17 protein-coding genes and 2 riboswitches are annotated in these 19629 nt (G+C 68.1%); of the genes, 13 read left to right on the forward strand and 4 right to left on the reverse strand.

The genetic code is table 11. The features are described from left to right. Window positions 1–238 precede the first annotated feature (238 nt). The 3 genes from ligA to AC1DES_RS18515 all read left to right on the forward strand — a co-directional run bounded on the left by ligA (window position 239) and on the right by AC1DES_RS18515 (window position 3985). Window positions 239–2533 carry an NAD-dependent DNA ligase LigA gene (gene ligA / locus AC1DES_RS18505; RefSeq protein ID WP_476897166.1) on the forward strand — a complete coding sequence of 765 codons (2295 nt, stop codon included), beginning with the start codon at window positions 239–241 and terminating at the stop codon, window positions 2531–2533. Further along, the gene (locus AC1DES_RS18510; protein ID WP_476897167.1) at window positions 2530–3354 is read left to right on the forward strand and encodes an inositol monophosphatase family protein; all 825 of its coding nucleotides are present in this window, start codon (window positions 2530–2532) and stop codon (window positions 3352–3354) included. Before ligA ends, AC1DES_RS18510 begins: the two co-directional genes overlap by 4 nt. Before the next feature lie 127 nt (window positions 3355–3481). Beyond that, a complete protein-coding gene (locus AC1DES_RS18515; RefSeq protein WP_476897168.1) occupies window positions 3482–3985 on the forward strand; it encodes a GNAT family N-acetyltransferase in 504 nt (167 codons plus the stop codon). A 28-nt stretch (window positions 3986–4013) separates the two neighbouring features. Here AC1DES_RS18515 and AC1DES_RS18520 read toward each other — a convergent pair whose 3' ends face one another. Further along, window positions 4014–4280 (reverse strand): hypothetical protein, encoded by a 267-nt coding sequence (locus AC1DES_RS18520; protein WP_476897169.1) that lies wholly within the window; start codon window positions 4278–4280, stop codon window positions 4014–4016. Between the two features lie 286 nt (window positions 4281–4566). Here AC1DES_RS18520 and gatC point away from each other — a divergent pair, with 286 nt between their 5' ends. The 3 genes from gatC to gatB are packed head-to-tail and all read left to right on the forward strand — an operon-like array spanning window position 4567 to window position 7956. Then, complete coding sequence (gatC, locus tag AC1DES_RS18525; protein WP_011691167.1) at window positions 4567–4863, forward strand: Asp-tRNA(Asn)/Glu-tRNA(Gln) amidotransferase subunit GatC; 297 nt, start codon at window positions 4567–4569, stop codon at window positions 4861–4863. 4 nt (window positions 4864–4867) lie between these two features. Beyond that, the gene (gatA, locus tag AC1DES_RS18530) at window positions 4868–6451 is read left to right on the forward strand and encodes an Asp-tRNA(Asn)/Glu-tRNA(Gln) amidotransferase subunit GatA (protein WP_476897170.1); all 1584 of its coding nucleotides are present in this window, start codon (window positions 4868–4870) and stop codon (window positions 6449–6451) included. Then, window positions 6451–7956 carry an Asp-tRNA(Asn)/Glu-tRNA(Gln) amidotransferase subunit GatB gene (gatB, locus tag AC1DES_RS18535; RefSeq protein ID WP_476897171.1) on the forward strand — a complete coding sequence of 502 codons (1506 nt, stop codon included), beginning with the start codon at window positions 6451–6453 and terminating at the stop codon, window positions 7954–7956. Before gatA ends, gatB begins: the two co-directional genes overlap by 1 nt. Window positions 7957–8037: 81 nt before the next feature. Here the strand turns inward: gatB and AC1DES_RS18540 are convergent, their stop codons facing one another. Continuing rightward, window positions 8038–8958 carry a LysR family transcriptional regulator gene (locus tag AC1DES_RS18540; RefSeq protein WP_476897172.1) on the reverse strand — a complete coding sequence of 307 codons (921 nt, stop codon included), beginning with the start codon at window positions 8956–8958 and terminating at the stop codon, window positions 8038–8040. Window positions 8959–9118: 160 nt separating this feature from the next. Between AC1DES_RS18540 and tdh the strand changes: the two genes are divergently transcribed. The 4 genes from tdh (at window position 9119) to hutI (ending at window position 13923) form a co-directional block, all read left to right on the forward strand. After that, window positions 9119–10165, forward strand: coding sequence for an L-threonine 3-dehydrogenase (gene tdh, locus AC1DES_RS18545; RefSeq protein ID WP_476897173.1), 1047 nt, complete (start codon window positions 9119–9121; stop codon window positions 10163–10165). Window positions 10166–10270: 105 nt separating this feature from the next. Then, window positions 10271–11497 carry a glycine C-acetyltransferase gene (locus AC1DES_RS18550; protein ID WP_476897174.1) on the forward strand — a complete coding sequence of 409 codons (1227 nt, stop codon included), beginning with the start codon at window positions 10271–10273 and terminating at the stop codon, window positions 11495–11497. Window positions 11498–11569: 72 nt separating this feature from the next. Further along, a complete protein-coding gene (locus AC1DES_RS18555) occupies window positions 11570–12685 on the forward strand; it encodes an NAD(P)/FAD-dependent oxidoreductase (protein WP_476897175.1) in 1116 nt (371 codons plus the stop codon). An 11-nt stretch (window positions 12686–12696) separates the two neighbouring features. Further along, complete coding sequence (gene hutI / locus AC1DES_RS18560; RefSeq protein WP_476897176.1) at window positions 12697–13923, forward strand: imidazolonepropionase; 1227 nt, start codon at window positions 12697–12699, stop codon at window positions 13921–13923. Between the two features lie 51 nt (window positions 13924–13974). On the opposite strand, the gene AC1DES_RS18565 is transcribed toward hutI, so the two are convergent. Continuing rightward, on the reverse strand, window positions 13975–14655 hold the full coding sequence (locus AC1DES_RS18565) for a histidine phosphatase family protein (RefSeq protein WP_476897177.1): 681 nt from the start codon (window positions 14653–14655) through the stop codon (window positions 13975–13977). Between the two features lie 88 nt (window positions 14656–14743). On the opposite strand from AC1DES_RS18565, the gene AC1DES_RS18570 reads away from it, so the two are divergent. Then, complete coding sequence (locus tag AC1DES_RS18570) at window positions 14744–15511, forward strand: CPBP family intramembrane glutamic endopeptidase (protein WP_476897178.1); 768 nt, start codon at window positions 14744–14746, stop codon at window positions 15509–15511. A 156-nt stretch (window positions 15512–15667) separates the two neighbouring features. Here the strand turns inward: AC1DES_RS18570 and AC1DES_RS18575 are convergent, their stop codons facing one another. Continuing rightward, on the reverse strand, window positions 15668–16306 hold the full coding sequence (locus AC1DES_RS18575; protein ID WP_476897179.1) for a VOC family protein: 639 nt from the start codon (window positions 16304–16306) through the stop codon (window positions 15668–15670). Window positions 16307–16513: 207 nt separating this feature from the next. Beyond that, window positions 16514–16629: riboswitch (SAM riboswitch) on the forward strand. Window positions 16630–16693: 64 nt separating this feature from the next. Between AC1DES_RS18575 and AC1DES_RS18580 the strand changes: the two genes are divergently transcribed. Together AC1DES_RS18580 and metX are read left to right on the forward strand one after the other, a co-directional pair. Further along, on the forward strand, window positions 16694–18010 hold the full coding sequence (locus AC1DES_RS18580; protein WP_476897180.1) for a bifunctional o-acetylhomoserine/o-acetylserine sulfhydrylase: 1317 nt from the start codon (window positions 16694–16696) through the stop codon (window positions 18008–18010). 153 nt (window positions 18011–18163) lie between these two features. Beyond that, window positions 18164–18279, forward strand: a riboswitch (SAM riboswitch). 11 nt (window positions 18280–18290) lie between these two features. Continuing rightward, window positions 18291–19484: a homoserine O-acetyltransferase MetX gene (metX, locus tag AC1DES_RS18585; RefSeq protein ID WP_476897181.1), complete on the forward strand. Its 1194-nt coding sequence runs from the start codon at window positions 18291–18293 to the stop codon at window positions 19482–19484. Window positions 19485–19629: the final 145 nt, after the last annotated feature.

Below are 19629 nucleotides of genomic sequence, written 5' to 3' on the forward strand. Positions count from 1 at the left end.
GATAAGTTCCGCAGCGAGTGGAACGGCCAGCACGTCGCGGCGCTGGCGAAGGTCTCCCAGGCGCTGCAGGAGGCCAGCCGGCTGGCCGGCCGCAATGCCACCGAACAGGAAAGCGCCTCCCGCTGAGCGGCCCCCGCACATTCTCAGGACCGGCCCGGACGCAGCAGCGTCCGGGCCTTCGCCTTTTAACGCGGGCAGCTGACCGGACATTGTCGGTGATCTAGGGCAGGATAGGTCTGTGAGCACAGGGAAGACTGCAGCAGGCACCGCACCACAGACCCCGGCCGAGGAGCTGGTCCCGTCCGGGGACGTGCGCGAAGAGTACGAGAACCTGGCCGAAGAGGTCCGCAAGCACCGCTTCGCGTACTACCAGGAGGACGCGCCGATCATCTCCGACGCCGAGTTCGACGAGCTCTACCGGCGGCTGGAAACCATCGAGGCCATGCACCCCGAACTCGTGGCCAACGATTCGCCGACCCAGGAGGTTGGCGGGGAGGTGTCCGCAGCCTTCGCCGCCGTCGAACATCTGCAGCGCATGTACAGCCTTGAGGACGTCTTCTCCCTCGAGGAGCTGGAGGCATGGGTCGCCAAGGCCGAAGCCAACATCACAAAACTGGGCAACGGAACGCCGGCGTGGCTGACCGAACTGAAAATCGACGGCCTTGCCGTCAACCTGCTCTACCGCGACGGCGTGCTGGTCCGGGCCGCCACCCGCGGTGACGGCACTACAGGAGAGGACATCACGCACAATGTCCTGACCATCAAGGAAATCCCGCAACAGCTCACCGGGGAGAACTTCCCGGCCGAGATGGAAGTCAGGGGCGAGGTTTTCATCCCGTCCAAGGCTTTCGCCGAATTCAACGAGGCCCTGATCCAGGCCGGCAAGGCCCCGCTGGCCAACCCGCGCAACGCCGCCGCCGGATCCCTGCGCCAAAAAGACCCGGCCGAAACCGCCAAACGCCCGCTGCGGATGTACGTGCACGGCATCGGCGCCCGCGAGGGGCTCGAGACCGTGAGCCAGTCCGACACCTACCGGCAGCTCGCCGCATGGGGGCTGCCCACCAGCCCGTACTTCGAGGTCCTCCCCGGACTCAAGGACGTGCTCGCATTCATCACCGGCTACGGCGACAAACGGCACAGCCTCACGCACGAGATCGACGGCATCGTGGTCAAGGTGGACGACTTCGCCACCCAGCGGGCGCTCGGCTACACCTCCCGGGTGCCGCGCTGGGCCGTCGCCTACAAGTACCCGCCCGAGGAAGTCCACACGAAACTGCTGGACATTGCGGTAAACGTGGGCCGCACCGGGCGCGTCACCCCCTACGGCGTGATGGAACCGGTCAAGGTGGCGGGCTCCACGGTGGAAATGGCCACCCTCCACAACCAGGAAGTCGTCAAGGCCAAGGGCGTGAAGATCGGCGACATCGTCGTCCTGCGCAAGGCCGGGGACGTCATCCCGGAGATCGTGGGCCCGGTCCTGGCCCTCCGCGACAAGCAGGACCCGCCCGTCCGGGACTTCGTCATGCCCACCGAATGCCCGGCCTGCGGCACGCCCCTGGCACCGGCCAAGGAGGGGGACGTGGACATCCGCTGCCCCAACTCCCGCTCCTGCCCGGCGCAGCTGCGCGAACGCGTCTTCCACCTCGCCGGCCGCGGCGCCTTCGACATCGAGGCGCTCGGCTGGGAAGCCGCCATCGCCCTGACCCAGCCGGCAGAGCCCGAAACCCCGCCGCTGACCACCGAGGCGAACCTTTTCAGGCTCATGCCCGGGGACCTGGCGGATGTCCGGATCCGCCGCGAAAAACGGTCCAAGGGCGTGGCGACGGGCGAGTTCGAACTCGTGCCGTACTTCTACAGCAAAGGCACGGCCAAGACACCGTCCAAACCTACCGCCACGACGGACAAACTCTTCCGGGAACTCGAGAAGGCCAAGTCCCAGCCCCTGTGGCGGGTACTCGTGGCCCTGTCGATCAGGCACGTAGGCCCGCGCGCCTCGCGGGCGCTGGCCACGGCCTTCGGCAGCATGGCCGCCATCCGCCAGGCCTCCGAAGAGGAGCTCGCCCACGTCGACGGCGTCGGCCCTGTGATCGCGGCCGCCCTGACCGAATGGTTCACCGAGGACTGGCACCGCGAGATCGTGGACACCTGGACAGCCGACGGCGTCCGGATGGAGGACGAACGCGACGCGTCCATGCCACGGACGCTCGAAGGCTTGACGATCGTGGTGACCGGCAGCCTCGAGGGCTTCAGCCGGGACGAGGCAAAGGAAGCCATCCTGGTCCGCGGCGGAAAGGCGGCCGGCTCGGTCTCGAAGAACACCAGCTACGTGGTGGCCGGTGAGAACGCGGGCACCAAGCTGGACAAGGCCGAACAGCTCGGCGTCCCTGTCCTGGACGAGGACGGCTTCCGCGCCCTGCTGGCCGACGGGCCTGCCGGCGGCTCCGCGGAGCCGGGCGGGACTCCGGAGAATGAAGCCCGGGAGTCCAGTGCCGACGTCGACGGCGAAGACCACCAGGAAGCCATGACCGAATGAGCGCCGATCCCGCTGCCACGCCCGCGGCACTGCTGGAACTGGCGAAGACCGCGGCCGCAGCCGGTGCGGCGGTCCTTGCGAGCCGCAACGCAGCCGCCCTGGACGTCAGCAACAAGGGTGATTCGGGGGACTGGGTCACTGCTTTTGACCTAGCCGCCGAATCCGCCGTCCGGGACGTCCTCACCGCCGCACGGCCCCGGGACATCATCACGGGCGAGGAAGGCGGCACCGTCCTGCCGGAGGAGCCCAGCGGCTACCGCTGGTCGATCGACCCCCTGGACGGCACCACGAACTTCATCCGCAACATTGTCTACTACGGCACCTCCGTCGCCGTGGCAGATCCCGACGGCGTCTGGCTGGCCGGCGTCGTCAACGCCCCTGCGCTGGGCCGGACCTACTTCGCCTCCCGCGGGCACGGGGCCTGGCTGGAGGACAAGGGCCAGGTGACGCCCCTGTTCGGCCCAGTCCCCGGACGCACGGGACAGATCCTGGCCACCGGCTTCAGCTACGATCCGGCCGTCCGCACAGAGCAGGCATCCGGCCTGGGCAGCCTCATGGATGGCTTCGCCGACGTGCGCCGGCTCGGATCGGCGGCGCTGGACCTGTGCCTGGTGGCCGACGGCACTTTCGACGCCTACGGCGAACGCGGGCTCAACGAGCACGACTTCGCCGCGGGAGCCTTGATCGCCGAAGAGGCCGGCTGCTGGGTGCGGCGCCCGCGCCTCACGAGCCCCCTGGCCGGCGGACCCTCCGACGACGAACGCCTGGCGTCATGGACCTGCGCCGGATCGCTGGAACTCTCCGGCAAGTTCCCGCTCTGACGAACCGTCCGCCCGCCGAACCGGCCCTCCGAACTGGCTCGCCGAACTGGCCCGCTGAACTGATAGTTCAGTCACGGAAAACACTGTTTGGCAGCCGGACAGCCCTGCCCGCCCGTAGCATGGACAGGTGCATCTGCAGATCCTCATTCGCCCCGCCGTCCCCGCCGACTACGACGCCATCGCCCGCATCACCCGGGACTCCTATCTGGCCGCGGGCTACTTTGAAAGCGCCGACCACCCGTATATGCGGCAGATCCAGGACGTCGCACAGCGGGCGGCGAAGGCCACCATCTGGGTCGCGGAGCGCGAGGGACGGATCGTGGGCTCCGTGACCCTGGCCGTCGCGGGGGAGCCGTACGCCGACATCGCCCGCAGCGACGAGCTGGAATTCCGCATGCTCGTCGTGGACCCGGCGGTCCAGCGCAGCGGCGCCGGGCGGGCCATGGTCGAAGCCCTCCTCGCGCACGCCAGATCGCTGCCGGGGATCAAGGCCGTGGCACTCACCACCGGCATGACCTGGGAAAGTGCCCACGGACTGTACCGGAAGACCGGCTTCCAGCGTGCACCCGAGCGCGACTGGCTGGTTCCGGACACCGATATCAAGCTGCTCGTCTACCGGCAGGACGTCTGACAGGACCCCGGCAGTACGCCTGCCCGGCCTATCCGTCGCCGGACCCGGCGGAAGCGAGCGCCAGGACGTGGGTGTACACCACCAGGTGACTGCGTCCTATGTGCGGCACCTCTTCGATGCGGGCGGTGTCCTGGCAGTAGCCGGCGGTCTCCGTCCCCTCCGGTGGGCACAGAGAGCCGGGATTGTCGGCCTGCGCCACCATCAGGAGGGCCAGGATCACGGCCGAAGCCGCCGCTAAGTGTCGTGGGGAACGCGTCATGAGGGTCCACCCCTCGGCCTTTGTAACTGCTGACATGCGTAAGCCGGATCGGCTGGTGCCTGCCCCCCGCAAGGTGTCTTCCGCTGGGCCCGCGCGCGGCAGCCTGAGGCTGCGGGCGTCGCCGGTCCGCGTCTGGAGTTGTCCGTCAGGACGGTGAATGAAATGTCATGGTAGTCCTGCAACCCGGATCCCAACACCCCCGCGTCGCTTGAGGGGACAGGTGGGCAGGCCACGGATCGGCAGGCCCGGCGCGGGACAGTGGCGGTCCGCCAACCCACGTAGACTGGGACGGAAAATAATCCACACCTTGCAGGGGAGATCCATGGCTGCGATCAACCGCGACGACGTCGCGCATCTTGCGCGTCTCGCGCACATCGAGATGAGTGCTGAAGAGCTGGACAGGATGGCTGGCGAACTCGCCGTCATCGTTGAATCGGTGAAGTCCGTCAGCGAAGCCGCCGGTGATGACGTCCCGGCCACGTCGCACCCGATTCCGCTGACCAACGTGTTCCGCGAAGACGTCGTGGGCCACACGTTCACGGCCGAGCAGTCCCTCTCCGGCGCCCCCGACGCATACGAAGGCCGCTTCAAGGTCCCGGCAATCCTGGATGAGGACTAAGACCATGACTGAGAACAACGAACTGATCCGTTCCTCCGCCGCGCAGCTCGCCGAAAAGCTGGCCGCCGGCGAGGTCTCCGCCGTCGAGGTCACCCAGGCGCACCTGGACCGCATTGCCGCCGTCGACGGCAAGGTCCACGCCTTCCTGCACGTCAACACGGACGAGGCCCTCGCTGTTGCCGCCGAAGTGGACGCCATCCGCGCCGCGGGAGGCGCCGCCGCCGAGGCGCTGCACGCCCTCGCCGGCGTGCCGATCGCCGTCAAGGACCTCATCGTCACGATCGGCCAGCCCACCACGGCCGGCTCGAAGATCCTCGAAGGCTGGCACAGCCCCTACGACGCCACCGTCGTGGAGCGCCTGCGCGCCGCGAAGATGCCGATCCTGGGCAAGACCAACCTCGACGAATTCGCCATGGGCTCCTCCACCGAGCACTCCGCGTACGGCCCCACCCACAATCCCTGGGACCTGGACCGCATCCCCGGCGGGTCCGGCGGCGGTTCCGCTGCCGCCGTCGCGGCCTTCGAAGCCCCGCTGGCCCTCGGCACGGACACCGGCGGGTCCATCCGCCAGCCCGGCGCCGTCACCGGCACCGTCGGCGTCAAGCCCACCTACGGCGGCGTTTCCCGCTACGGCGCCATCGCCATGGCCTCCTCGCTGGACCAGATCGGCCCGGTGTCCCGCACCGTGCTGGACTCGGCCCTGCTGCACCAGGTGATCGGCGGACACGACCCCCGCGACTCCACGTCGCTGCCGGACCCGCTCGAGGACCTCGTCGCCGCGGCCCGGACCGGCAACGTCCAGGGCATGAAGATCGGCATCATCAAGGAACTCCACGGCGAGGGCTACCAGGCCGGCGTCGAGAACCGCTTCAACGAGTCCCTCGAACTGCTCAAGGGCGCCGGCGCCGAGATCGTCGAGGTCTCCTGCCCCAACTTCAAGTACGCCCTGGGCGCCTACTACCTGATCATGCCGTCGGAGGCTTCCTCCAACCTGGCCAAGTTCGACGGCGTCCGGTACGGCCTGCGCGTCCTGCCCGAAGAGGGGCCGCTGACGATCGAACGCGTCATGGGGGCCACCCGCGCCGCCGGCTTCGGCGACGAGGTCAAGCGCCGCATCATCCTGGGCACCTACGCCCTGAGCGCAGGCTACTACGACGCCTACTACGGCTCGGCCCAGAAGGTGCGCACCTTGATCCAGCGCGACTTCGAGGCCGCGTTCGCCAAGGCGGACGTGCTGATCTCCCCGACGGCGCCCACCACGGCCTTCAGGCTCGGCGAGAAGCTCAACGACCCGTTGGCGATGTACCTCAATGACGTCGCCACCATCCCGGCCAACATGGCAGGCGTCCCCGGACTGTCCCTGCCCGGCGGCCTGGCCGACGAGGACGGACTGCCGGTCGGCGTTCAGCTGCTGGCCCCGGCCCGCCAGGACGCGCGGCTCTACCGCGTCGGCGCCGTCCTGGAATCCCTGCTCGAGGCGCAGTGGGGCGGCCCGCTGCTGGACAAGGCTCCCTCACTGACTGCCCCCTCGCTCACTGATTCTGCACCGGCTGCCAACACTGTCGCGAGCCACGGAGGTTCACACTAATGACTGACGCAACCCTGAGCTTCGAAGAAGCCATGGAGAAGTACGATCCCGTCCTGGGCTTCGAGGTGCACGTGGAGCTCAACACCAAGACCAAGATGTTCTCCTCCGCGCCGAACGTCTTCGGCGACGAGCCCAACACCAACGTCAACGAAGTCGACCTCGGCATGCCCGGCGTGCTGCCGGTGGTGAACAGGACCGCGATCGAGTCCTCGATCAAGATCGGGTTGGCCCTGAACTGCAAGATCGCCGAGACCTGCCGCTTCGCCCGGAAGAACTACTTCTACCCGGACACCCCGAAGAACTTCCAGACCTCCCAGTACGACGAGCCCATCGCGTACGACGGCTACCTGGACGTCGAGCTCTCCGACGGCACCGTGTTCCGCGTGGAAATCGAGCGCGCCCACATGGAAGAGGACGCCGGCAAGCTGACCCACATGGGCGGCGCCACCGGCCGCATCCAGGGCGCGGACTACTCCCTCGTGGACTACAACCGCTCCGGCGTGCCGCTCGTGGAGATCGTCACCAAGCCGATCGAGGGCGCGGGCAGCCGTGCCCCCGAACTCGCCAAGGCCTACGTCGCCGCGGTCCGCGAAATCGTCAAGAACCTCGGCGTCTCGGACGCCAAAATGGAACGCGGCAACGTCCGCTGCGACGCCAACGTCTCGCTGCGCCCGCACGGCCGCGAACGCTTCGGCATCCGCTCGGAGACCAAGAACGTCAACTCGCTGCGCGCCGTCGAACACGCCGTCCGCTACGAAATCCAGCGGCACGCGGCCGTCCTGGACTCCGGCCAGCCGGTCACCCAGGAGACCCGCCACTGGCACGAGGACACCCGCACCACCACCTCGGGGCGTCCCAAGTCCGACGCCGATGATTACCGCTATTTCCCGGAGCCGGACCTTGTGCCGATCGTCGCGTCGCGCGAGTGGGTCGAGGAACTCCGCGCCACCTTGCCCGAACCGCCGGCCGCCCGCCGCAAGCGTCTGCAGGCCGACTGGGGCTACTCCGACCTGGAGTTCCGCGACGTCGTGAACGCCGGCGTTCTGGATGAGATCGAGGAAACCATCGCCGCCGGCGCCACCGCCACGGTGGCGCGCAAGTGGTGGATGGGCGAGATCGTCGGACGCGCCAAGAACGCCGACGTCGATCCCGGCCAGCTCGGCGTCGCACCGGCCACCATCGTGGAACTGAACCAGATGGTGGAGGACGGCAAGATCAACAACAAGATGGCAACCGAGGTCCTGGACGGCGTGCTCGCCGGCGAAGGCACCCCCGCGGAAATCGTGGCCAAGCGCGGCCTCGCCGTGGTCTCCGACGACGCACCGCTCCTGGAGGCCATCGACGCGGCCCTCGCCGCGCAGCCCGGCGTCGCGGACAAGATCCGCGGCGGCAAGCTCCAGGCGATCGGGGCGATCGTCGGCGCCGTCATGAAGGCCACCCGCGGCCAGGCCGACGCCGGCCGCGTCAAGGAGCTGATCCTCCAGCGCCTCGGCGTCGACGGCTAGGTCCCGGCCGCCCTGCCCAACTGACTCGCAGCAGGGCCCGTTTTGAGCCCCCATAACGGCCCCTGCTGCGAGTTACTTGGGTTAAGCGGGGCGATCAGGTGACACCAAATCGGTCATGATGGTCTGCAGTGCCTCGCAGACCATCATGACCGATCTGCGTTTAAGGTTCTCCGGCCGCGCCAGGATGTCGATCCGGCGCCGCGTGCTGATGCCCTTGAGCGGGCGCAGCACGATGCCCGGGTTCAGCACCGGCCGCGCCGTGTGCCGCGGCAGCAGGCCGATCACGCTCCCGGCAGCCACGAGCGCCGCCACCGTGGAGTAGTCGTTGATCCGGTGCACGATGTTCAGTTCCCTGCTGGAGACGGCCGCGACGGCGGAGAGGACGTCCGCGGGGGAGTAGCCGGTGTGGCTGGTCACCCAGGGTTCGCCGACGACGTCGTCCGCCGTCACCGCCCGCTGGCCGGCCAGCCGGTGCCCGGCCGGGAGAGCCACATCCAGCGGCTCGTGCGCGAGCGGGATCACAGCGACGCGTTCCTCGGGCCAGCGCGGGCTATGGTCCATCCGGTGCGCCAGCACGAGGTCGTACCTGGCCGTCAGGGCCGGGAAGTCCTGCTGGGCAACATCCTCGTCGGAGAGCAGGATCCTCGGCTGGCCCGGAGCATCCAGGAGCCGGGCAAGCGGCGCAAACAGCGCCTGGCCGGCGCTGTGGAAGCCGCTGAGCGTCACGGGAGCCACGGGGGAGCCGTGATAGGCGCCGATCGCCATCCTGGCATCCGCCATGGCACTGACGACGGCGGCCCCGGCATCCGCGAGCACCTGGCCGGCCTCCGTCAGCACCAGGTTCCGGCCCGCTTTCCGGGTCAGCGGCACCTCCACCGTCTTCTGCAGGGCCGCCAGCTGCTGGGAGACCGCCGAGGGGGTGACGAGCAGGGTCTCCGCGACTGCCTTGACACTGCCCAGGGCCCCGAGTTCCCGGAGCATCTCCAGCTGGTGAATTTCCATGGCCACCATTCTATGCGGAAGCAATATCTAATTCGTCGATTGAGAAAAATTCGGTTGTGCTAATGCTTTTTGCTCGGTCTAATGGGGTGAGTTGTCCCACACGTACCTGCCGCAGACGGCACGGTAAACAGCACAGTGAAAAGCACAGTTAGGAAGGCCGATGAAGGCTCTCTACAAGGCCGGCGCCCACGCAGGATTCGAGCTCGTGGACCGCCCGGAGCCGGAAACCGGCGCCGGCGACGTCAAGATCCGCGTCATGACCACCGGCATCTGCGGCACCGACCTGCACATCCAGTCCTGGGATGCCTGGGCGCAGGGCATCATCAACGCTCCTTTGATCGCCGGCCACGAGTTCTACGGCGAGGTCGTGGAGATCGGCGAGGATGTCCTGGACGTCAAGGTCGGGGACCGCATCTCGGGCGAAGGCCACATCGTCTGCGGCATCTGCCGCAACTGCCGGGCCGGCCGCAAGCAGATGTGCATCAACACCGTCAGCGTCGGCGTCCAGCGCGACGGCGCCTTCGCCGAGTACGTCGTGATCCCCGAGACCAACGTGTGGGTCCACCAGGACCCCTCTGTGACGCCGGAACTTGGCGCCATCTTCGACCCCTTCGGCAACGCGGTCCACACCGCCCTCAGCTTCCCGCTCGTCGGCGAGGACGTGCTGATCACGGGCGCCGGACCCATCGGCCTGATGGCAATCGCCGTCGCCCGGCATGCCGGCGCCCGCAAGATCGCCATCACCGATGTCTCCGCCCCGCGGCTGGAACTGGCCCGGAAACTCGGCGTCGACCTCGCAATCGACGTCTCGAAAATGCGCGTCAAGGACGCCCAGCGTGAACTGGGCATGCGCGAGGGGTTCGACATCGGCATGGAAATGTCGGGACACCCCACTGCATTGCCTGAGATGATCGACAACATGAACCACGGCGGCCGGATCGCGATGCTTGGACTGCCCAGCCAGTCCATCGACATCGACTGGGGCAAGGTGGTCACGCACATGCTGACCATGAAGGGCATCTACGGCCGCGAAATGTTCGAGACCTGGTACGCCATGAGCGCCATGCTCTCCTCCAACCCGGTACTGCACGCCAACATCTCCGCAGTCGTCACAGACACCCTTCCCGCCACGGAGTGGGAGAAGGGCTTTGAGATCGCCCGCGCCGGCGTCGGCGGCAAAGTGGTCCTGGACTGGACAGTCTTCTAGGCCGCCGCCATCCCAAGCCAAGCCAAGCCAAGCAAGCCAAGCGCACGCCGCGCACGCCGAGCGGCACACCCACCAGGAATCCACCCCAGCTGAGGAGCACAACCCATGTATTCAGCCATCAAGGACCAGCTGCAGCGCGAACTGGACGAGATCCGCAGCGCCGGACTGTTCAAGACCGAGCGTCACATTGACTCGCCCCAGGCCAACCACATCAAGGCCGGACAGATCGGGGAGGCCGGCGCGGACGTGCTGAACTTCTGCGCCAACAACTACCTGGGCCTCGCGGACCACCCGGACATCATCGCCGCCGCCAAGGCAGCCATGGACGCCCGCGGCTTCGGCATGGCCAGCGTCCGCTTCATCTGCGGAACCCAGGATCAGCACCTGGCCCTGGAAGCCCGCGTCTCGCAGTTCCTCGGCACCGAAGACACCATCTTGTTTTCGAGCTGCTTCGATGCCAACGGCGGCGTTTTCGAGTCCCTCTTCGGCCCCGAGGACGCCGTGATTTCGGACGCCCTGAACCATGCCTCCATCATCGACGGCATCCGGCTCTGCAAGGCCCAGCGCTTCCGTTACGCCAACCAGGACATGGCGGACCTCGAATCGAAGCTGATCGAGGCCACCACCCAGGCGAACCCGGCCCGCCGAAAGATCATCGTCACGGATGGCGTCTTCTCGATGGATGGCTTCCTCGCCCCGCTCGAAGCGATCTGCGACCTCGCCGAAAAATATGATGCCATGGTCATGGTGGACGACTCCCACGCCGTGGGCTTCATGGGCGCCACCGGGGCGGGAACCCCCGAGCACGCGGGCGTCTCGGGCCGGGTGGACATCTACACCGGCACCTTCGGCAAGGCCCTCGGCGGGGCCTCCGGCGGCTACGTCTCCGGGCGACGGGAAATCGTCGCCATGCTTCGGCAGAAGGCGCGCCCGTACCTGTTCTCCAACTCGCTGGCACCGGCCATCGTCGCCGCGACGTTGACGGCGCTGGACCTCGTGGAAAACTCGGGCGAGCTGCGCAGCAAGCTGTTCGCCAACGCGGAACTGTTCCGGAACCGGATGAGCGAGGAAGGCTTTGAGCTGCTTCCGGGCGAGCACGCGATTGTTCCCGTCATGTTCGGTGACGCAGTCATGGCCGCCAAGGTGGCTGATGCCATGCTCCACCACGGCGTCTTCGTCACGGCTTTCAGCTACCCCGTGGTGCCCAAGGGCGCCGCACGGATCCGCGTCCAGCTCTCGGCCGCACACAGCAGCGAAGACGTCGAGGCTTGCGTGCGCGCCTTCGTCAGCAGCCGCGAGGCGGTGGCCGCCAAGGTGGCAGCCGACTCCTAGACGCAACTTCCGCCGCCGCCCGCACTTCGGAAAGTACTGACGCGACCTCCTGCCGGGTGCAAGGATGGAGTCATGTCAGCCAAATACGATGTCGTGATTGCGGGCGGCGGCATTGCCGGCCTGTCCCTGGCCTCCGCCCTCGCCGGCAGGTGCAGCGTGGCCCTTGTCGAAGCCGAGCAGTCCCTGGGCTACCACACCTCCGCACGCTCGGCCCGGCAGCTGATCCCCAGCTACGGGCCGCCCGTGGTCCAGGAACTGACCATGCGCACCCTCGAACTCATCGGCACCCATGAGGGCACGCGGCCTGAACCCGTGCTCTCGCCGCGCCGGTTCATGCTGATCGGTGACGAGGACGACGTCCAGAGGCAGGCCAGCGGCTTCATGCACCGGATCAGCCACGCCGAAGCCCTGGAAATCTGCCCGGCGCTCAAACCGGACTCCTTCACGGCCGCCGGCCTGGACTCCGGATCCTTCGCCTGCAATGCGTCCCTGCTGCTGGAGGACCACCGGGAGCGGGCCGTCGCGGGCGGCGTGGACATCATCACCGGCGCCAGGGTCCACTCGGCGCAGCGCCTCGGAACCGGCTGGGAGCTCGGCGCCGGCCAGGAAGGCTTCGAGGCCTCCGTCGTGGTCAATGCCGCCGGCGCCTGGGCGGACGAGCTCGCGGTGCTCAGCGGCGTCGAGAAACTCGGACTCCAGCCGTACCGCCGCACCGCGGCGATTGTCGACGTCGAACACCCCCTCCCGCAGGGCTGCCCGATGGTGGCCTCGACCGGCAGCTTCTACTTCCGGCCGGACGGGAGGCGGCAGGTGCTGATTTCCCCGTCCGAGTCCGTGCCGAGCGGCCCCGAAGACGCCCAGCCCTATCCGGGCGACATCGAGGCGCTGATCACCCGGCTCAACTCCGTCACCACCATGGGGATCGGCAGCGTCCGCCGGGCCTGGACGGGGTTGCGGACCGAAGCCGCCGACGGTATCCCCGTTGTGGGGTTCGACGCCGAGGCCACCGGCTTCTTCTGGCTCGCCGGCCAGGGCGGCTACGGTTTCCAGACCTCCTCCGGCATTGCCGAGCTGGCTGCGGAGCTGATCCTCGCCGGGCAGGGCTCTTCGGAGCCGGTCCCGGCCGGCAGTCCGGCATCCCGGACAGCCGCGGCGCTGGCAGCGACCCGGATGTCCATCCGGCGCTGAAGAATGGACTCATGAGCACCCTCATTACCAATATCGCCGAGCTGATGACCCAGGACGCGGAACACCGCGTCCTCCGCGACGCGGCGGTGGTCATCGAGGGCGAGCGGATTTCCTGGATCGGTGCCGCGGCCGAGGCGCCGGCCGCTGACGACGCCGTGGATGCCGGCGGCCGTGCCGTGCTGCCGGGTTGGGTGGATTCGCACACCCACCTGATCTTCGCCGGGGACCGCACGGCCGAGTTCGAGGCCCGGATGGCGGGAGAGAGCTACAGCGCCGGCGGGATTGCCGTAACCACTGCAGCCACCCGAAGCACCGGGGACTTCGACCTCACCAGGCTGGCGCTCGGGCGCGTCGCCGAGGCCGTCTCGCAGGGCACCACCTATCTGGAGACCAAGACCGGCTATGGCCTGGACGTCGAGAACGAGGCCCGCAGCGCCCGCATCGCCGCCACCGTGGCGGACGAAGCCACCTACCTCGGCGCGCACCTGGTGCCCGCGGAGATGGATCCCGAGGAGTACACGGACCTCGTCTGCGGGCCGATGCTCTCCGCCGTCCGTCCCTACGTCCGGTGGGCCGATGTCTTCTGCGAGCAGGGAGCCTTCACCGAGGACCAGTCCCGTCGGGTCCTGCAGGCGTGCAGGGACGCCGGGCTGGGCCTGCGCGTACACGGCAACCAGCTCGGCGAGGGCCCGGGGGTGCGGCTCGCGGTCGAATTCGGCGCCGCGAGCGTGGACCACGTGAACTACCTCTCCGCCGCCGACATCGACGCACTGGCGGCCGGCTGGTCCGGCTGGGACACGGATCCCGGCAGCGGCTCCGGGGGCTCACGCGGAACGGTCGCCACGTGCCTGCCCGCGTGCGATCTCTCCACGCGCCAGCCGCTGGCTCCGGGCCGGGCGCTGCTCGACGCCGGTGTCCAGATCGCGCTGGCCTCCAACTGCAACCCCGGCACGTCCTACACGAGCTCGATGGCGTTCTGCGTCGCCACCGCCGTCCTGCAGATGCGCCTCAGCGTCCACGAGGCTGTCCGGGCGGCCACCTACGGGGGCGCGCTGGCTCTCGGCCGGGAGTCCGGGAACGACGTCGACGGCGAACGCGCCGTGGGCTCGATCGCCGTCGGGCACCGCGCGGACCTGCACCTGCTCAACGCACCGTCCGCCACACACCTGGCCTACCGGCCCGGCATCCCGCTGACCCACGCCGTGTGGCGGGCAGGCGTCCCCCAGCGCATGAGGTGACCCCCCTGCACCCAGGCAGGCGGGCAGCCGGCCCTGCGGGACGCAGCCGCGCTAGAAGAACATGGGCGGCGCGTCCAGGACGGTCTCGTCCACGCGGCGCTCCTCCCACTGGGTGAATGCCTTGTCCAGCTCATACTTGCCGCGGGCCGTCCGCAGGAGCGTCCGGACCTCGGCGTTGTCCGGGTTGTTGAGGGATTCGAAGTATTCCACGGACCAGTGGAACCAGCGCATGCAGAAGAGGCGCATGGTCAGCCCGTGGGTCACGAACAGCGCATTCGGGGCGTAGTTCGGTTTGGACCAGTGCCGGTAGAGGGTCTCCATGAACGAGGAAATCCTGTCGTAGACATCGGAGCCGGACTCGCCTTCGCGGAAGCGGTAGAAGAAATGGCCGTAGGCGTTGCGGAGTTCCTTCTGGTCCTCGATGTCACCGGCGATCTGGAAATTGGCCCAGTCCTGCTCCCGCAGCCGCGGCTCCTCAATCACCCGCTCCACCAGCGGACCCAGGTTGAGGGCCTCGAGGGTCTGGTAGGCCCGGAGGTACGGGGAGACATAGACGCACGCCTGGCGGCCGTCCAGCTGCCGCCGCACTTCCTCGCCGGCCGCCCGGGCCTGCTCCACTCCCAGCGGGGTCAACGGGATCCGGTAATCCGGCACCCTGTTGTAGATCGACGTGTCGGCATTGGCCGCGGACTGGCCATGGCGGATCAGAATGATTTTCCCGGGCGCGCTCATAAGCCCCAGCATAGTTCCGGGCGCGCGGCCCGCCCGGGACGTGTGGCGGCATCAGGAAACTTTCGGCAAGTGCAGGCAAGATAGGACCATGTTGGTTCCCTCCCGCCGCCGGCTGCGGATCGAAGTGTGGATTGTCCTGGGGCTCTCGCTGGGCCAGTCCGCGGTCTATTCCGTGGTGCAGTTGCTGGACAAGATGACCAAGGCGCCGCTGGCGCAGGGGACGTCCACGCTGAACCGCTCGCAGAGCACCCGCGAATACTTCGACCTCACCTACCAACTGCTGGACATCGTCTTCGCCCTGGTCCCGGTGGTCCTGGTGATCTACTTCCTGACGGAGCACCGTCCGGCCGGCGAGCACGGCACCTCGGCGTTCCGGAAGCTCGGCTTCAACTTCGCCAGGCCCGGCAAGGACCTGCTGCAGGGTGTGGGACTCGCCGCCATGATCGGGGTTCCCTCGCTGGGCCTCTACGCCGCCGGGCGGGCGCTCGGCATCACGACGGCGATCATCCCGAGTGCGCTTGACTCCTACTGGTGGACGGTGCCGGTGCTGGTCCTGTCCGCAGTCAGGCACGGCATCGTGGAGGAAGTGATCGTGGTGGGCTACCTGCTGGACCGGTTCGGCAAGTTCGGCTGGAGCATGCCCGTGGCGATCTTCGCCAGTTCCATGCTGCGCGGCAGCTATCACCTGTACCAGGGCTTCGGACCGTTCATCGGCAACGCCATCATGGGCGTCATCTTCGCCCTCATTTACACCCGGACCCGCCGTGTGATGCCGCTCGTGATCGCCCACGCCATCCTGGACACGGTGGCGTTCGTCGGCTTCAGCCTCTTCGGCAAGGCGATCGGCCTGGGCTGAGCCCCGCCAAACCAACGCGGGGTCATTTAAGGCCCATCCGGAGCCCCCGGACGGGCGGTAAGTGACCCCGAGTTGCTTAAGAAATATCGGCCGCCATCGATGGGTGACGTCATTGACACCCGCTGATGGCGGCCGAAGTGCGGGGCGGTCAGGGCCTCAGATGGTGACGGCTCCGGAGGCTGTTTCGAAGGTGACAGAGAGGATGCCGGGGGTGCCGTGCGGCGCGATCCAGTTCACGGCCACGTCTTCCAGCGGCTTCTCGACGGGTTCGCCGAGCCATTCGGTGACCCGTGCTGCCGAGCCGGCAATGGTCAGGGCCGACATCTTGACGTTGCTCTCGTAGGCGTTGGAGGGGTGAAGCGCCGGATCGCCCTCCCACTTGAGCATGTAGGGCACCTGGGGGTCGGCGATGAGTCCGAGGATGCCGATCTGCTTCCAGACCAGCTCGCGGCCGTCCGGGAACTTCCGGTTGCCGTTGGCGGCGGCGCGGCCCAGCCGCTCCTCGAAGGGGGCGAGGTCGTCGACCTCGACGCACCAGCCCATCCAGCCGCCGCCCGCTTCGGAGCGTGCACGGACTGCCTGGCCGAACGGGGCCTTGTCCGACGCCGGGTGGTTCAGGACCTCCACGACTTCCAGGTACTTGTGTCCCGCGAGCGGGATGATCATGTTGCGGGTCCCGAATCGGGGGTGCACTCCGCCCTTCACGGCTTCGACGCCGAGGGCAGTTGCGATTCGTTCGGTGGTGGCTGCCAAGCCATCGTGTTCACAGGCGTAAGAGACGTGATCCATGCGCATGCCCTCATCTTGGCACTTTGTGATGGAGCTCTCAGCTTAGGGTCCCCTAACCGTGGTGGGATGTCATTCGGGGTCCCTGTGCGGCGCGCCCGCTGGTGCCCCCAGCGCGCGGGTTCCAGTTCCCTGGGGCGCGGCCACAGCGCCCGTCATCTTCATTTTCGTCACAAAGCTATCCAGCGCCGGACGGGTCTTCCTAGACTGATGCCAGGTCATGAGTGCCAGCACACAGCCCCGGCTTGCTGGCCGGCAACCCTCGTATCGCGGTGGGGTGCCCCGGGTGAAGACCTGGCCGTCCGGCGCCCGCCGGAGGGCAAGCGCGGCGCCTGTGCCGTCCCGGACCGATGGTCCCGGGGGCGGGCTGTGCCCGGTTACTTGAGGAGCTCTCCAATGTCCAATGCCTGGTCCTTCGAAACCCGCCAGATCCACGCCGGCCAGGAGCCGGACAGCGCCACCGGCGCCCGGTCCCTGCCCATCTACCAGACGACGTCGTTCGTGTTCCCCAGCGCTGAAAGTGCCGCCAACCGCTTTGCCCTGGCCGAGCTCGCCCCGATCTACACCCGGATCGGCAACCCCACCCAGGATGCCGTAGAGCAGCGCGTGGCCAGTCTGGAAGGAGGACTCGCAGCCCTGCTCCTGAGCTCCGGCCAGGCCGCGGAGACCTTAGCAATCCTCAACGTCGCCGAGGCCGGCGACCACGTGGTGGCGAGCCCCAGCCTTTACGGCGGAACCTATAACCTCCTGGCCCACACTCTGAAGAAGTTCGGCATTTCCGTCACTTTCGTCGAGGACCCCGACAACCTGGCGCAGTGGCGCGGCGCCGTCCGGCCCAACACCAAGCTGTTCTTCGGCGAGGTCGTCTCCAACCCGCGCCAGGACGTGCTGGACATCGAAGGCGTCTCGAAGGTGGCGCACGAGGCGGGCGTGCCGCTGATCGTCGACAACACCCTCTCCACCCCGTACCTGATCCGGCCGATCGAGTGGGGTGCGGACATCGTGGTGCACTCCGCCACCAAGTACCTCGGCGGGCACGGTACTGCGATCGCCGGCGTGATCGTGGACTCCGGCAATTTCGACTTCGGCAAGGACCCCGCGCGGTTCCCAGGCTTCAATACCCCGGACCCCACCTACAACGGCCTCGTCTACGCCCGCGACCTCGGCAAAGACGGCGCCCTGGGCGCCAACCTTTCCTACATCCTCAAGGCCCGGGTCCAGCTGCTGCGCGACCTTGGCTCGGCGGTCTCACCATTCAACGCCTTCCTCATCGCCCAGGGCATCGAAACCCTGAGCCTGCGCGTCGAACGACACGTCGCCAACGCCGTCAGGGTGGCCGAATGGCTGGAGGCGCGGGACGACGTCGAATCCGTCGCCTACGCCGGGCTGCCGTCCAGCCGCTGGTACGAGCGGGGCCGCAAATACGGGCCCAAGGGGACCGGCGCCGTCGTCGCGTTCAACATCGCCGGAGGAGCGGAGGCCGGCAAGCGTTTTGTCGACGCCCTGGAACTGCACTCGCACGTGGCGAACATCGGCGACGTCCGTTCCCTCGTCATCCACCCGGCGTCGACCACGCACAGCCAGCTGACGCCGGAGCAGCAGGAGATCGCCGGCGTCACCCCGGGACTCGTGCGGCTCTCCGTCGGGTTGGAGCACATCGATGACATCATCGCGGACCTCGACGCCGGATTCCGCGCCGCGAAGAGCGCCTAGGGACACCCCGAATTCGCCGGAAACCGTCGACGTCGCCGTAAGGCCCGGGCGAACTCGTCGGTTTCCGGCGGTCTCGGTGTACAGGACGCAGTCCTGTCACATGGAAGTCACAATCTTGGCCATTCCCGCACCGGGTTTCGTAGACTCAGTGGAGGTCATGAGTGCCAGTGACAGCCCCGGCTTGCTGGCCGGCAACCCTCCATTTGCGGCGGGGTGCCCCGGGTGAAGACCTGGCCTGCCGGTCAGCTGACGGCGGGCAAGCGCGAAGTTAGGTCCTCTCATGACGATTGCCGTCACCCGCAGTGGTGTACCCGGAACCAAACCCTCCGAGAACAAGAACGAGCCCGCAGCTCCCGTGCCGCCTGAGGCGGTGGTGGCCGACGCGGCGGTACCCGATGGCACCGTCCGGTACCTCCGGATCGGAGCCCTGGACCTCGAATCCGGCGGCCGGCTGCCGGAAGTGGTCCTGGCCTACGAGACGTGGGGGACCCTGAACGCGGACGCCTCCAACGCGGTGCTGATCGAACACGCCCTCACCGGAGACACCCACGTCACCCGCGGCGCGAGCGAAGAGCCCGGCTGGTGGGAACAGCTCGCCGGCCCGGGCGCTCCCGTGGACACGGACAAGTACTTCGTCGTCTCGATCAACATCCTCGGCGGCTGCTACGGCTCCACCGGGCCTTCGACGCCGGCTCCGGACGGGCGCCCCTGGGGCTCCAGGTTCCCGCTCGCCACCCTCCGGGACACCACCGCGGCCGAGGCCCGGCTGGCGGATGCCCTGGGAATCGGAAGCTGGTACGCGGTGCTGGGCGGATCCCTCGGCGGGGCGCGCGCCCTCGAATGGGCCGTCACGTACCCCGGCCGGGTCCGCCGCTGCGCCGTTATTTCCGTGGGCGCGAGCAGCACGGCAGAGCAGATCGCCTTCGCCCAGGCCCAGACCCTGGCCATCCGGCAGGATCCCAACTTCAACGGCGGCGATTACTACGGCGGCCCGGAACCGGAAGCCGGCTTGGCCCTGGCGCGCCGGATCGCGCACATCACCTACCGCTCCGCCGCGGAACTGGACGGACGGTTCGGCCGGAACGCCCAGGAATCCGAGGCGCCGCTGGAGGCCGGATCGGTGGCCGGCCGCGGCCGCTACCAGGTGGAAAGCTATCTGGACCACCAGGGCAACAAGCTGGTCCGGCGCTTCGACGCCAACAGCTACATCGCCATTACCGAGTCCCTTATGAGCCACGACATCTGCCGCGGACGGGGGGCCCTCGAGGAGGCCCTGGCGCCGGCCACCGCGGAGTTCCTGGTCGCGGCAGTGGACTCGGACCGGCTGTATTTCCCGGCCCAGTCCCGGGAACTCGCCGACGCCCTGCCGGGCGGGGCGGACCTGCACCTGATCGAGGCGCCGATCGGCCATGACGGCTTCCTGACTGAAATCGGCCAGCTGAGCGGGCAGCTCCGCCGGATCTTCTTCGCCTAGACGATATGAAGTGTGGCCGGTTCCCGGTCCGGAGGACTGGAACCTCGGGTTCAAAGAGGTTCGTGGGTTGCCGTTCCGGGTCTTCCGCACGTTAGGTGCGGGGGTATGGACTGGCAGAGCCACATTTGAACGTCTGGAGGTTCCA

Source organism: Arthrobacter sp. 05T442 (genome assembly GCF_056395945.1).